A 13,191-nucleotide genomic window follows, 5' to 3' on the forward strand; every position below is an offset into this window, starting at 1 on the left:
CCTTTTTTTCATCTTGCGTATATAACATATAAGGCTCGATATATACTTTTTAGTAACTTTAAATAAGCGTGACCATAGGGGGGGCTGCTTTGGGTTTTTAGGCCTTGAGTGAAGATTTGAGGGGCTGGTCTTAAATTGTGCTTTTCGTACGCCTTGCGCCTTTACGCCTCGGGGGGGCAGGTCTTGCCATCTGCCTTTCGAGTAGGGGTGTCGAATTTTTGTAAAGACGAAGGATTGAGTGAAGGAGCCAAGAAGAGCTAGGCTCATGCGCTTGGCATTCATGGACGAATTATATGGAATTTGAGAGGTGGGATATGAAAAAGGTCGTTGCGTTGCTGTTTTCCTTTCTTTTGCCAGGACTGATCTACGCTGGTGAGCCAACTTGTCATACCAGTGCTGGGGCTCCCTATTGTTACTATTTGGGAAAAGTGAAACAGCTGTATATCAATGACAGAGGCGTAATGATGCTTTACTTCGATACCCCGATGGCTTCTGGTGCACCGGCGAGCGTTGGTATTGGCGGCGTGTCGAAATTCGTGGCGGGAGCGGTTTCCTATCTGGATAAGCCGGAGTTTGCTTCCTACTTCTACAGCACGGCTCTGGCGGCTCAAACCACAGGTAAAGACGTTAAGATTCAAATGAGGGGAACGGTTGGGGGATATTTGAAAATTGACCGTATATGGGTGGAGTGACTGGGAAGGCTCGCCAAATTCCTCAGGCGGGTCGGTTTCGCGTTTTTCGGTGTTACCGGTCCTCCAACCCCAGCCTCCGATGCCACTCGGCGATACTCTCCGCCGGATAGCGGTCGAAGCATTTGTCGTTCTTTCCGGCTTCCACTTCCACCCAGTTGGCTTTGCTGTCCAGTAGCAGATGCACCCGTTCGGGCGGGATCGGCAGGTCGGTGTCGATGGCTGAGGCGCATACGCGCTCAGGGATGCAGTTCTTGCCCTTTGCCTTTCTCAGCTGGAAAGAGTGACTGCTAAGCATCGGGCAGGACCTGCCACCGGGGCGTGCCCCCTGAACGCATGACCCATATGATCGTATTGTAGAATTGGTGGTGTAGTATTATTTTTTCACCACCAGTTTTCAGGATGGAAGGTGCTTATGGAATGGATCGCCTTGATTTTAGCAATGGCCTTGATTTTAGCTCTCGTCTTTTTCACCAACTGGATAATCATTCTGCTCCGCAAAAAGGTTAAGAAAATTTACCATGAAGCCCAGATCAGAGCGGGCGGAGAGTTTGACATTGATGTAGTAGGGGAGTCTCACTACCAAGACAATCTGGAAATAGTGGCCTCTGAGAGCGGTCGTGGATGGGATGATGACCTGCAAGCCTGGGTCGTGCCCGAGCCTGACAACCCACATGACAAAAATGCCTGCGCGATCTACATAGATGACCTCAAGGTAGGGTACCTGCGACGCCAGAACGCAAAGGAATTCAAGGAACTGATCAAACTGCTAGACCTGGACAAATACTCCAAAATCGGCGTCAAAGCCAGGCTTGTCGGGGGGACCAATAACAAGCCCAGCTTTGGTGTCATTCTGGATATGCCTGCGCTGGATAGTTTGGGTTAGAGGCTCTGGGGGGCAGGGCCTAAGGAATCTGGATGGCACGAATCTGGACGATAAAGAGAAGGAGCTGATTTTTAAGATTTTCAGCCGTTTCAAGTTTGTGATCAGCGGTGTCGCCTTTGTATTTTTCTTTCTTGTTTTTGTCTTTGCATAAAGTACTTCAAGCGGGGCTAGCCCTCCTTATCCTCCAACCCCAACCTCCGATGCCACTCGGCAATACTCTCCTCCGGATAGCCGTCAAAGCATTTGTCGTCCTTTCCGGCTTCCACCTCCACCCAGTTGGCTTTGCTGTCCAGCAGCAGATGCACCCGTTCGGGCGGGATCGGCAGGTCGGTGTCGATGGCCGAGGAGAACGGGTGGACCAGTTCCGGCCAGCGCGGATCGAATACCCACAGGGCGCTGGCGCAGTGGTGGCAGAAGTGCCGTTCGCCAGGACTGGGTTCACCATCAATGACGGCATGGTAGATGCTCTTATGCTCGGCGCCTTCCACGGAAAGCGTTTCGGCGCGGCCGCTGAGGTTGATGGCGTAGCCGCCACCGCCGGCGGTTTTGCGGCAGATGGAGCAATAGCAACGTTGATAGGGATAGGGGTGTGGGGACTCGACGCTGAAATGCACCGCGCCGCAGTGGCAGGAACCGTGAAGCAACATGACTTTCCCTCCCGAGGTTCGGGCCGTCACTGACAATGGTGTCAGCGTGGCAGGGGGTAATGCCGATGGCTATGGCACGAGGGTAAGTCGATCAATCTGGACAGGCAATGGGAGAGCACGGAACTCCTCGCGTGAAGGAGCCTCCAACGTGATGAGGAAGGAAATGCCGTGTTTACCTTCTATACATTTTTCATCTGGGAGGAGAGTGTCATGTCCATGGGGGCCCGATTCGTAGCAACGGGATTCGCTCTGTTCGCTTCGATTTTGTCCAGCGCCGGCGCCTGGGCGTCGGAAGGGGAGGCAGGAAACGCCGTTTATGACGGTGAGCTGTCCGGTTTCGACTACGCTTATCCGGTGAGCCGGTTCGAATTTACTTCCCAAGGTGTGTCGATGCGGATGGCTTATCTGGATGTTAAGCCGGAGACACCAAACGGGCGCACGGTGGTGCTGATGCACGGCAAGAATTTCTGCGCGGGCACTTGGGAGGGCACCATTGAAGCTCTCTCCGAGGCCGGGTACCGGGTGGTGGCGCCGGATCAGATCGGCTTTTGCAAATCCACCAAGCCCGAGAATTATCATTTCAGCTTTCATCAGTTGGCCGCTAACACTCACTCTTTGCTCGCGAATCTCGATATCCACAAGGCGACGGTGATGGGGCATTCCATGGGCGGCATGCTGGCCGTCCGTTATGCGCTGATGTACCCGGATGGGGTGGAGCAGTTGGTGCTGGCCAATCCTATCGGATTGGAGGATTGGAAAGCGAAAGGCGTGCCGTATCAGGGCATCGACCAGGCCTACCAGTCGGAATTGAAGAAGAGCGCGGAGGGCATCCGGGCGTATCAACAATCTACTTATTACGCCGGCCACTGGGAGCCGCGTTATGACCGCTGGGTGGAGATGCAGGCCGGGATGTATCGCGGCAAGGACCGGAAACGGGTGGCATGGAATCAGGCGCTGACCTCCGACATGGTGTTCACGCAACCGGTGGTTTATGAGTTCAATCAGTTGCGGGTGCCGACTCTGTTGTTGATCGGCGAGCAGGACAACACGGCGATCGGCAAAGGACTGGCCAGCGAGGAGGCTAAAAAGGAACTGGGCCGCTATGAGGTGCTGGGTGAGCAGGCCGCTGAGCGGATTCCCGATGCCACTTTGGTGGAGTTCCCGGAGCTGGGCCATTCTCCGCAGATTCAGGCACCGGAGAAGTTTCACAAGGCACTGTTGGAAGGGCTGAGCGAGCTGTAGCGGAGTCTGCTCGGGACGGGGACGTCGGCCGGCGATACGGTGCCGGTGGTCCCCAATCCGGTGGTGCGATGTTAGGATGCGCGCCTTGCCGATTGTATCGATGGAGAGCTGATGTTATCGAAACGGACCTTCCTGCTTCCTCTTGCCTGCCTGATCTCGCTTGTCTCCCTTGGTGCCAAGGCCGCTCCCGAATGGGCGGATCCGGATTACCCGGAGATCGATTACGGCGGCACCTATGGCATGCTGGCCAGTGAAAACGGGTTCATGGAAATGATGGGCTGGTGGGCCTACGGCGATAGCGGGGCGGCCTACAGCAACATCGACTCCCTGAAGAGCGCCGCTAATAAATCCCTGCTCATGCGCGAGCATGATCACACCCGGTTCGAGGCCGAGTGCACGGACGGGAAACTGGCTTTCGTGGTGACCCACGCATCAGGTATGGGAAAAGGGCCGAGTGCCTTCGCGGTGACCGACGGTGGCGATATCGAGGTGGTCTACAGCTTCGATGGTGGTGAGGCCCATAAAGCCGCCTGGCCGGACCTGTTCGAGGGGAGATCCACGGGGTTGCGCCAGGATCAGGCGTATCGGTTCATGAAAGCCCTGGAAAAGGCGGATGACGTGGTCCTGCGGATGCACAGCTCCGACGGCTCACCACTGGAACTGAATTTCGCCCTGGCCGGCGCGGAAGAGGCCTTTGCTCCGGTGCTGGAGGCTTGTGGTTACCAATAGCCAGGGGCCTTGTAAGACTCTCTCACACGGAAATCTTCAACTCCACTCCCAGCGCTTTTAATACCCGCACCACGGTGTCGAACCGCGGCTTGGCGCCGGGGCTGAGGGCCTTGTACAGGCTCTCCCGGCCCAGCCCCGAGGCGCGGGCGATTTCACTCATCCCCTTGGCGCGGGCCACGTGGCCAATGGCATCGATCAGTTCATTGTGGTCGCCGCTGGCCAGAACCTGGGACAGGTATTCGGCAATGGTGGCCTCGCTGTCCAGATGGCGAGCGAGGTCAAAGGGTTGGACGCCGAGGTCTTTCAGTGTGTTGTCAGAGTGGTTCATGGTGGTCACCCCGCTATGGTGTTGTGATCCGCTGGGTCAGAGCTTGCGCGCGCCGGATGTCCCGCTCCTGTGATGCCTTGGTGCCGCCGGTCAGCAGCAGGCAGGTGACCGGGTCAAGATACACGTAGTAGACGCGATAGCCTGGCCCCTGGTGCAGGCGTATTTCGTGGAGCTGCTTCCCCAGGCATTTGTGATCGCCGATCTGCCCGTTGCGCAAGCGGTCCAGCCGGCGGAGCAACGCGGCCTTGCCAACCGGGTCCCTCACTTTGGACAACCAGAGGCGAAACGCCTGAGTGTCCAGTACGGTATAAGTCCGAATTGTATCCTTTTGGATACGAATGTCAAGGCTGTAAGGTTCGGAATCGGAAGAGGGTTTCCGACCAGGGGAACCGGAGGCATCGGGGCCGTTCATGGCAAATGCTCGCTGGTGTGATCCAGCTTTTAGTATCGAGGCAGAGGGCCGGCGGGTCTGTCGGCCAAATCGGAAAGGTCTGTAGGCCCGGCACGCAAGAGGGCGTAAGCCATGCCTTTATGAATATGTGTCTTTGTGCATATTTAAGAGTTTGAGAGCTCATCCTCCCCCCTACGCCCTTTGTGTGATGAATTCAGGGCGGCATGTCGCTAGACTAACCGGTTTAAACAGTTTGTCCGTGGCTGGCGATGGCGTGGCCGGGCAGGGACGGTTCGCGGGAAGCGAGTAGCGCACTCTATGAGACTGAAAAGCATCAAGCTGGCGGGGTTCAAGTCGTTCGTGGATCCCACGACGGCCCTGTTCCCGGATAACCTCACCGCCGTGGTGGGGCCCAATGGCTGTGGCAAGTCCAATATCATCGACGCCGTGCGCTGGGTGATGGGGGAGTCCTCCGCCAAGCATTTGCGTGGCGAGTCCATGGCGGATGTGATCTTCAATGGCTCCAATTCCCGCAAACCGGTGGCGCAGGCCTCCATCGAGCTGGTGTTCGACAACGCCGAGGGCAAGGTCCAGGGCGAATACGGCAAGTTCAGCGAAATCTCGGTGCGGCGCCTGGTGACCCGGGACGGTCAGTCCAATTACTTCCTCAACGGCGCCAAGTGCCGCCGCAAGGACATCTCCGATATCTTCATGGGCACCGGTCTCGGCCCCCGCAGTTACGCCATTATCGAGCAGGGCATGATCTCCCGGTTGATCGAGGCGAAGCCGGAAGAGCTGCGGGTGTACATCGAGGAGGCCGCGGGCATTTCCAAGTACAAGGCCCGCCGCCGTGAGACCGAGAACCGCATGCGCCGCACCCGGGAGAACCTGGAGCGCCTGACCGACATTCGTGAGGAACTGGAACGGCAACTGGAGCGCCTCAGCCGTCAGGCCGCCGCGGCGGAGAAATACAAACAGTACAAGGAAGAGGAGCGCCACAAGAGCGCTCAGCTCAAAGCCTTGCGCTGGCAGGGCCTGGATCACCAGGTCAAGCAGTTGGACCACGTGATCGGCGAGTTGGACGTGAGCATGGAGGCCAAGGTGGCCGAGCAGCGCCACGTGGACGCCGAGATCGAGCGGCTGCGCGAAGGGCATAACGAGGCGCAGGAGCACTTTAATCAGGTTCAGCAGCACTTTTATGCGCTCGGCGCCGAGGTGGCGCGGCTGGAGCAGAGCATCCAGCATCAGCGCGAGCGCCATCAGCAATTGCATGAAGAGTTCGAGCAGGTTCGGGCCAGCTGGAAAGAGGCCGATGAGCACCAGCGGCTGGACGGCGAAAAGCTGGCCATGCTGGAGGAACAGCTGGCGGAGCTGGAACCGCGGCTGGAAGAGAGCGGCGAGCTGCAGGACAGCGCCACCGAGACGCTGACCCTGGCCGAGGAGGCCATGCAGGAGTGGCAGCAGGAGTGGGAGACCTTCAATAACCGGGCCGGCGAGTCACGCCGCCAGGCGGAGGTGGAACAGTCCCGCATCCAGCATCTGGAGAAATCCATCGAGCGCCTGCGCGACCGCATGGGACGGCTCGAAAAGGAGCAGGAATCCCTGGACTCCGGCCCGCTGGCCACTGAGATGCGTGAGCTTCAGGAGCAGGTGGCCGAACTGCAGATGCAACGCGAAGAGAGCGAGATGAGCAGTGAGCGGCTGCAGGAAGAGATCAACCAACTGCGCCGCCAGAACGGGGATCGCGGCCGGGAACTGGATGAAGCCCGCGAGCGGCTGCAAACCCTGCGTGGCCGCCATACCTCCCTGGAGGCGCTGCAGAAGGCGGCCATGGGCGATGACGGCGCGGTGAGTGAATGGCTCACCCGCCACGAACTGGACGACCATCCGCGCCTGGCGGACCGTATCAACGTGGCCGAGGGCTGGGAAAAAGCGGTGGAAGCGGTGCTCGGCGATGCCCTGCAGGCGGTGGCCGTGGAAGGCCTGGACCAGGTCGGCGACTGGCTGGCGGACCTCACCCATGGCCGTGTCGCCATGGTCCAGCCGGGTTCGGACGCCGCCGCCGGCGGCTATACCGGAAAAACAGGCACGCCGTTGCGGGACAAGGTCTCCGGCAATGCTCCGGAAGGGCTGCTGGCCGGGGTTTACGCGGTGGAAGATCTGCCCGGAGCGCTGTCCCTGCGAGGGCAATTGAGTCCCGGTGAGTCGGTAGTCACCCGTGACGGCATCTGGCTGGGGCCGGATTGGCTGCGTGTAGTGCGGGAAGAGGACCAGGAAGCGGGCATTCTGGAACGCCGCCGGCAGCTGGAAGCGCTGGAAGAGCAGATCGAAACCCTGACCACCACGGTGGAAGACCTCAAGGCGCGGCTGGAAGAGAACCGCGAGCAGGTGGCGGCGCTGGAGGAAGAGCGCGAGGAAGCCCAGCGCCAGGGCAGCCGGCTGAGCCGGGAACTGGGCGAGGTCAACGCCCAGGTCAGTGCCCGCCAGGTGCGCCTGGAGCAGATCACCATGCGCCAGGAACGGCTTGGCCGCGAGCTGGAGGAAACCCGCGGTCAGCTCGAACAGGAACAGGAACAGATCAAGGAAGCGCGGACGGTGCTGGCGGAAGCCCTGGACGCCATGGAGCAGGACTCCGGCGAGCGCGAGGCGCTGCTGTCGCGGCGCGACGATTACCGTCTGCGTCTGGATGACGCGCGGCAACAGGCGCGGCAGCATCGCGACCAGGCTCATCAACTGGCCATGGAGGCCCAGGGGGCCCGTACCCAGGCGGATGCCCTGCGTCAGAACCTGGCCCGTCTGGAAGGGCAGGTGGCCAGCCTGGCCGAGCGCAAGGCGCTGCTGGAAAGCCAGCTCAGCGAGGGCGGCGACGACCTCGGCCTGGAGCTGCAACAGCAGCTGGAAGAAAAACTGGAGCTGCGCCTGGAGGCGGAGCAAAAGCTGGCCGACGCCCGCCGGAAGCTGGAAGAGGTGGAACACCAGATGCGCGATCTGGAAGGCCGCCGTGGCCAGTTCGAGCGCCAGGCCCAGGAAGTGCGTGACGCCATCAGCCAGAAGCGCATGCTCTGGCAGGAGTTGAGCACCCGCCGACAGACCGTGGCCGAGCAGCTTGGCGAGCAGCATTTCGATCTGGAAACGGTACTCGCCAATCTGCCGGAGGACGCCAACGAACAGGCCTGGAACCAGGACCTGGAGCAGATCGCCCAGCGCATCGCCCGGCTCGGTCAGATCAACCTGGCCGCCATCGACGAATATCAGCAACAGTCCGAGCGCAAGCAGTATCTGGATCAGCAGAACGAGGATCTGGAAGACGCGCTGCGTACCCTGGACAATGCCATTCGCAAGATCGACCGCGAGACCCGGACCCGCTTCAAGGAGTACTTCGACCGCATCAACAAAGGGCTGCAGGCGCTGTTTCCGAAGGTATTCGGCGGCGGGCACGCTTACCTGGAGCTGACCGGCGAGGACCTGCTGGATACCGGCGTGGCGATCATGGCGCGGCCGCCGGGCAAGCGCAACAGCACCATTCACCTGCTCTCCGGGGGCGAAAAGGCGCTTACCGCCTTGTCGCTGGTGTTCAGTATTTTTGAACTCAACCCGGCACCGTTCTGTCTGTTGGATGAGGTGGACGCGCCTTTGGACGATGCCAACGTGGGCCGTTTCTGTAATCTGGTGCAGGAGATGTCGTCCCGGGTGCAGTTCATTTATATCACTCACAACAAGATCGCCATGGAAATGGCCCACGCTCTGATGGGCGTGACCATGCACGAGCCCGGCGCCTCGCGTCTGGTCTCCGTGGACGTGGAAGAGGCCGCTGAAATGGCGGCCATGTAGCCGCGGCCAGGTAACAAGAGACAAACAGGCCCGGGGCCGCCGGGCCGTTAAACTGCTTATATTTTTATGTAACCAGGACACGCTCTTAAGAAGTTTTACCTTATCGGCGTGAATCGCCCGGCTTCCATGCCGATAGCGCTTTGACAGCGGCGGGCGTGTAGCGAATGATTATCTGAACTGACGTTTAACCCTAATGTGGTGTCCGCTTGGGGGCACACGCTAAGGAAGGGGCAAATGGGCCTGAATTTGGAAACACTGATCGGCATTCTGGTTATTCTGATTCTGCTGATTCTGGCCGACGGTGTGCGAAGAATGATCCGCGAACGGCACGGGCGCTTGCGTATGCGCATCGATCGCCGTTTCCGTCGCCCCGCCGGTGACGATGATGAAGAAGACGATTTTCTCGACAGCAACCCGGAAGTGATCGGACGTCCCCGGGTGATCCGTCGCGGCGCCGATGGCGCGCCGTTGCCGGAAGATCGCGATGATCCGCCGATCATGATGGAAGAAGATGAGGCACCGGACGACATGGCCGGACGGCGGGCGGAGCAGCAGAATCTGTTCGAAGATGAGGCCGAGCCGGAGCCGGAGGCGGAAGAGTCGCTGCCGTCCATGCGCGCGAGCCGGGATCTGCCGGAGGATGAGCTGGAACCGGAACCGCAACCGGCTCGTGAGGCCCCGCGGGCCCGTGCCGAAGCCCGCCAGCCCCATCGTGACGCGCCACCGCCGGAACGGCAGGTGCAGGAAGTGATCGTGTTCCATCTGATCGCGCGCCGCCCGGACCGTTTCGACGGCGAGGCGATGCTCCGCTATCTGTTGGAATGCGGCCTGCGCTTCGGCGAGATGAACATCTTCCATCGTCATCGACAGGGCGACGAATATCCGGAATTCTCCGTGGCCAACGCGGTGGAGCCGGGTACCTTCGATATCCAGACCATGGAAGAGCAGGAATTCGCCGGCATTACTTTCTTCATGCAGTTGCCGGGGCCGCAAGATCCGTTGGCGGCGCTGGATCGCATGCTCACCACCGGCCGGCGCATGGCTGAAGGGCTGTACGGCGACCTGCGTGACGAGCAGCACAGCGTCTTGACGCCGCAGACCATGGAACACCTGCGCCAGCGCGTGCAGGAGTTCGAGCGGCGTCAGCGCGTATCTCATAGCTGAGGTCGGAGGCCTCAAGGCCACTGTGGGAGCTTGCCTTGCAAGCGAATCTGTTGCGCAGAGGCCAATTCGCTTGCAAGGCAAGCTCCTACAGCGGCTTCGTAGCAAAATCTGTAGGAGCCAGCCTTGCTGGCGAATTCGGGTTAAAACCGCCCCCCAGCGCCAGTAGAAAGCAAGGACTCATCCCACCGTGACATCGCCGAAAACCCCGTCTCCCGCCGAACAGATCAAACAGCTGCGGGACCAGCTCAACGACTGGTCCTACCGTTACTATGTGCTGGATGACCCCGCCGTTCCCGATGCCGAATACGACCGCCTGTTCCGTCAGTTGCAAGCGCTGGAAGGGGAGCATCCCGACCTGATCAGCCCGGACTCGCCGACCCAGCGGGTCGGGGACGTGCCACTGGAAGGCTTCAACGAAGTGCGCCATGCGGTACCCATGCTGAGCCTGGGCAATGCCTTCAATGACGAGGAACTGCGGGACTTCGACCAGCGCGTCCGCGAGCGTCTGGATGTGAGTGGCAGCATCGACTATGTCGCCGAGCCCAAACTCGATGGCCTGGCGGTGTCGCTGGTCTATGAGAATGGCGAGCTGGTGCGCGGCGCCACCCGTGGCGACGGTGAGACTGGCGAGGACATTACCGCCAACGTGCGCACCATCAAGTCGATCCCGTTGCGCCTGCGTGGTGACAAGCCGCCGGCCTTGATGGAAGTGCGCGGCGAGGTGGTGATGACCCACCGTGGCTTCGCCGAGCTGAACCGGCGTCAAGCGGAGGCGGAGCAGAAAACCTTCGCCAACCCCCGCAACGCCGCCGCTGGCAGCCTGCGGCAATTGGATTCCCGCATTACCGCCCAGCGGCCGCTGGAGTTCTACGCTTACTCCCTGGCGCAACTGGAAGGGGAGAACTGGCCGGATCGTCATTCCGCCATCCTCGAGCGGTTGCGCCAATGGGGGCTGCGGGTGAATCCGGAAGTGAAACTTTGCGATGGCGTGGACGCCTTGCTGGCGTTTTACCACGACATTCTGGAACGCCGGGATCAGTTGGATTACGACATCGACGGCGTGGTCTACAAAGTCGACCGGCTCGACTGGCAGCGTGACCTGGGCTTTGTCAGCCGCGCGCCGCGCTGGGCTGTCGCGCACAAGTTCCCGGCGCAGGAAGAGATCACTGTTCTCAACGGAGTGGACTGGCAGGTGGGCCGCACCGGGGCGCTGACGCCGGTGGCGAAACTGGAGCCGGTACAGGTGGGCGGGGTCACTGTCAGCAACGCCACCCTGCACAATATCGATGAAATCCATCGCCTGGACATTCGTGTCGGCGACACCGTGGTGGTGTATCGGGCCGGTGACGTGATTCCCAAGGTGGTGCGGGCGGTGCCCGAGCGGCGCCCCGGCAACGCCGAGGAAATTCATTTGCCGGCCGAATGCCCGGTGTGCGGCAGCGATATTTTCCGCGCCGAGGGCGGCGTGGTGGCGCGCTGCACCGGCGGCCTGATCTGTGGCGCCCAGCAGCGGGAAGCCATCAAGCACTTCGCTTCGCGCCGGGCCATGGACATCGAGGGGCTGGGCGAAAAGCTGGTGGACGCGCTGGTGGACCGGAACTTGATCGCCACCGTGGCCGATCTGTACCGGCTGCAAGCGGAGCCGGTGGCGGCGTTGGAGCGCATGGGCGACAAGTCCGCCGCCAACCTGATCGAGGCGCTGGAGCACTCCAAGACGGTGAGCCTGGAGCGCTTCCTGTTCGCTCTCGGTATCCTGCAGATCGGCGAGGAAACCGCCAAGGCGCTGGCCGATTGTTTCGGTGACCTGGAGACGATCCGGCGGGCACCGTTGCTGTTGTTCCTGGCGGTGCCGGATGTGGGGCTGGAAGTGGCCAAGGCGATTCACGCCTTCTTCCGCGAGCAACATAACGAGGACGTCATCGACGGTCTGCTGGCCGAAGGCGTCCAGCCGCGCGCCAATGGCCATCCCTCCGCGGCCTTCGTGCGGGAACTGACGCTCGGGTACTTCCTCAAGGCGGCCAAGCGTCTTGGCATGGCGCTGGATGGCGTCGGAGAAAAGTCCCTGGAAACCCTGGGCAGCCATTATAAGACCGTGGCGGCTCTCGCCGAGGCGGATGCCGATGAGGCTCCGGTTCGCCCGGCCATGCTGGAGCAGGTCCACAAGGCGCTGGAACAGGGCGATTGGCGGCAGCGGCTGGAACAGGCCGAGGCGCTGGCCGCTGAGTTGTCCGAAAAGGCGCCTCGGGAAGCGGCGGAGCAGGCCCTGGAAGGGCAGACCTGGGTGCTGACCGGTACCTTGTCCCGGCTGACCCGCGACCAGGCCAAGGCCCATCTGCAAAGCCTGGGCGCCAAGGTGGCCGGCAGCGTATCGAAGAAAACCCATTGCGTGGTGGCTGGCGAGGCCGCCGGCTCCAAGCTCACCAAGGCGGAAGAGCTGGGAGTGGACGTGATGGACGAGGACACCTTCGCCGACTTTCTCGCCGGCCACGGCATCGTTGTATAAGGCGGGATGCCGCGGTGGGAGCCTGCCTGTTGGCGAATGCGGTCTCTGGTGTGAGGTGTTCGCTTGCAGCGGCCCGCCGCCCGGACAGGCTCCCACAGTGGCTTCGTAGTCCGGTCCGCGGGCCGCACGCGATTCCCGTTTTCCCTTTCCGGAGGCCAACCGCTACCATGTCGCAAACCGGAATTCCGAGGTTACCCATGCGAGCCCTGTTGTTGGCGCTGTTGCTGGTCGGACTGGCGGGCTGCGCGTCCACCCCGACCCAGACCGAAAACGTTTGCGCCGTGTTCGATCAGAAAGGGGGGTGGTTCAATAACTGGTACAAGGCCGCCAAGCGTACCGAGAAGGAATTCGGTGTGCCGGTACCGATCCTGATGGCGACGATCTACAAGGAATCCGGCTTCCAGGCCCGGATCAAACCGCCGCGCACCAAATTGTTGTGGATCATCCCCTGGAAACGCCCTTCCAGCGCCTATGGCTATCCGCAGGCGCTGGACGGCACCTGGGCCTGGTATCAGAAGGAAACCGGTCGCCGGGGGGCCAAGCGCTCCGACTTCGCCGACGCGGTGCACTTCGTCGGCTGGTACCACTACCAGAGCCATGTGCGTAATGGCATCCCGTTGAACGACGCCTACCACCTGTACTTGGCTTATTACGCCGGCCACGGCGGCTATTCTCGCGGCGTATGGAAAAACAAACCCTACATGCAACGATCCGCCCGCCGGGCCGCCGCCATGGCCGATCAGTACCGGGCGCAGATGGCCCGTTGCGGGCGTTGAGGAGG

11 protein-coding genes and 1 pseudogene are annotated in these 13,191 nt (G+C 61.0%); 8 read left to right on the top strand and 4 right to left on the bottom strand.

Translation table 11 applies throughout. From position 1 onward, the window contains the following. Positions 1-314: 314 nt before the first annotated feature. Positions 315-692 carry a hypothetical protein gene (locus tag RYH70_RS08410; protein WP_317010059.1) on the top strand — a complete coding sequence of 126 codons (378 nt, stop codon included), beginning with the start codon at positions 315-317 and terminating at the stop codon, positions 690-692. A gap of 52 nt (positions 693-744) precedes the next feature. On the opposite strand, the pseudogene RYH70_RS08415 reads toward RYH70_RS08410, so the two are convergent. Beyond that, a pseudogene (locus RYH70_RS08415) lies at positions 745-918 on the bottom strand (GFA family protein); the annotation flags it as partial. Between the two features lie 186 nt (positions 919-1,104). Between RYH70_RS08415 and RYH70_RS08420 the strand changes: the two are divergent. After that, the gene (locus RYH70_RS08420; protein ID WP_317010060.1) at positions 1,105-1,575 is read left to right on the top strand and encodes an HIRAN domain-containing protein; all 471 of its coding nucleotides are present in this window, start codon (positions 1,105-1,107) and stop codon (positions 1,573-1,575) included. A gap of 167 nt (positions 1,576-1,742) precedes the next feature. Here RYH70_RS08420 and RYH70_RS08425 read toward each other — a convergent pair whose 3' ends face one another. Beyond that, a complete protein-coding gene (locus tag RYH70_RS08425; RefSeq protein WP_317010061.1) occupies positions 1,743-2,222 on the bottom strand; it encodes a GFA family protein in 480 nt (159 codons plus the stop codon). Positions 2,223-2,432: 210 nt separating this feature from the next. Here RYH70_RS08425 and RYH70_RS08430 point away from each other — a divergent pair, with 210 nt between their 5' ends. Both RYH70_RS08430 and RYH70_RS08435 read left to right on the top strand, forming a co-directional pair. Next, on the top strand, positions 2,433-3,464 hold the full coding sequence (locus tag RYH70_RS08430) for an alpha/beta fold hydrolase (RefSeq protein ID WP_317010062.1): 1,032 nt from the start codon (positions 2,433-2,435) through the stop codon (positions 3,462-3,464). A 111-nt stretch (positions 3,465-3,575) separates the two neighbouring features. Continuing rightward, positions 3,576-4,193, top strand: a complete 618-nt coding sequence (locus RYH70_RS08435; RefSeq protein ID WP_317010063.1) for a hypothetical protein — start codon at positions 3,576-3,578, stop codon at positions 4,191-4,193. Positions 4,194-4,215: 22 nt separating this feature from the next. Here RYH70_RS08435 and RYH70_RS08440 read toward each other — a convergent pair whose 3' ends face one another. Both RYH70_RS08440 and RYH70_RS08445 read right to left on the bottom strand, forming a co-directional pair. Continuing rightward, on the bottom strand, positions 4,216-4,521 hold the full coding sequence (locus RYH70_RS08440) for an addiction module antidote protein (protein WP_022994381.1): 306 nt from the start codon (positions 4,519-4,521) through the stop codon (positions 4,216-4,218). Between the two features lie 13 nt (positions 4,522-4,534). After that, positions 4,535-4,933, bottom strand: coding sequence for a type II toxin-antitoxin system RelE/ParE family toxin (locus RYH70_RS08445; protein WP_081744331.1), 399 nt, complete (start codon positions 4,931-4,933; stop codon positions 4,535-4,537). Between the two features lie 297 nt (positions 4,934-5,230). On the opposite strand from RYH70_RS08445, the gene smc reads away from it, so the two are divergent. The 4 genes from smc (at position 5,231) to RYH70_RS08465 (ending at position 13,186) form a co-directional block, all read left to right on the top strand. Beyond that, entirely contained in the window at positions 5,231-8,743 is a 3,513-nt protein-coding gene (gene smc / locus RYH70_RS08450; RefSeq protein WP_317010064.1) for a chromosome segregation protein SMC, read from the top strand. 234 nt (positions 8,744-8,977) lie between these two features. Further along, positions 8,978-9,907 (top strand): cell division protein ZipA, encoded by a 930-nt coding sequence (zipA, locus tag RYH70_RS08455; RefSeq protein ID WP_317010065.1) that lies wholly within the window; start codon positions 8,978-8,980, stop codon positions 9,905-9,907. Positions 9,908-10,094: 187 nt separating this feature from the next. Further along, positions 10,095-12,410, top strand: coding sequence for an NAD-dependent DNA ligase LigA (gene ligA / locus RYH70_RS08460; protein WP_317010066.1), 2,316 nt, complete (start codon positions 10,095-10,097; stop codon positions 12,408-12,410). 197 nt (positions 12,411-12,607) lie between these two features. Then, positions 12,608-13,186: a transglycosylase SLT domain-containing protein gene (locus RYH70_RS08465; protein ID WP_022994385.1), complete on the top strand. Its 579-nt coding sequence runs from the start codon at positions 12,608-12,610 to the stop codon at positions 13,184-13,186. Positions 13,187-13,191: the final 5 nt, after the last annotated feature.

It is taken from the genome of Alloalcanivorax xenomutans, from assembly GCF_032810065.1.
Lineage (GTDB): Bacteria > Pseudomonadota > Gammaproteobacteria > Pseudomonadales > Alcanivoracaceae > Alloalcanivorax > Alloalcanivorax xenomutans.

Coding starts and splice junctions, on each gene's coding strand:
- RYH70_RS08410 (WP_317010059.1), top strand. CDS start 315: ATGAAAAAGGTCGTTGCGTTGCTGTTTTCCTTTCTTTTGCCAGGACTG.
- RYH70_RS08420 (WP_317010060.1), top strand. CDS start 1,105: ATGGAATGGATCGCCTTGATTTTAGCAATGGCCTTGATTTTAGCTCTC.
- RYH70_RS08425 (WP_317010061.1), bottom strand. CDS start 2,222: ATGTTGCTTCACGGTTCCTGCCACTGCGGCGCGGTGCATTTCAGCGTC.
- RYH70_RS08430 (WP_317010062.1), top strand. CDS start 2,433: ATGTCCATGGGGGCCCGATTCGTAGCAACGGGATTCGCTCTGTTCGCT.
- RYH70_RS08435 (WP_317010063.1), top strand. CDS start 3,576: ATGTTATCGAAACGGACCTTCCTGCTTCCTCTTGCCTGCCTGATCTCG.
- RYH70_RS08440 (WP_022994381.1), bottom strand. CDS start 4,521: ATGAACCACTCTGACAACACACTGAAAGACCTCGGCGTCCAACCCTTT.
- RYH70_RS08445 (WP_081744331.1), bottom strand. CDS start 4,933: ATGAACGGCCCCGATGCCTCCGGTTCCCCTGGTCGGAAACCCTCTTCC.
- smc (WP_317010064.1), top strand. CDS start 5,231: ATGAGACTGAAAAGCATCAAGCTGGCGGGGTTCAAGTCGTTCGTGGAT.
- zipA (WP_317010065.1), top strand. CDS start 8,978: ATGGGCCTGAATTTGGAAACACTGATCGGCATTCTGGTTATTCTGATT.
- RYH70_RS08465 (WP_022994385.1), top strand. CDS start 12,608: ATGCGAGCCCTGTTGTTGGCGCTGTTGCTGGTCGGACTGGCGGGCTGC.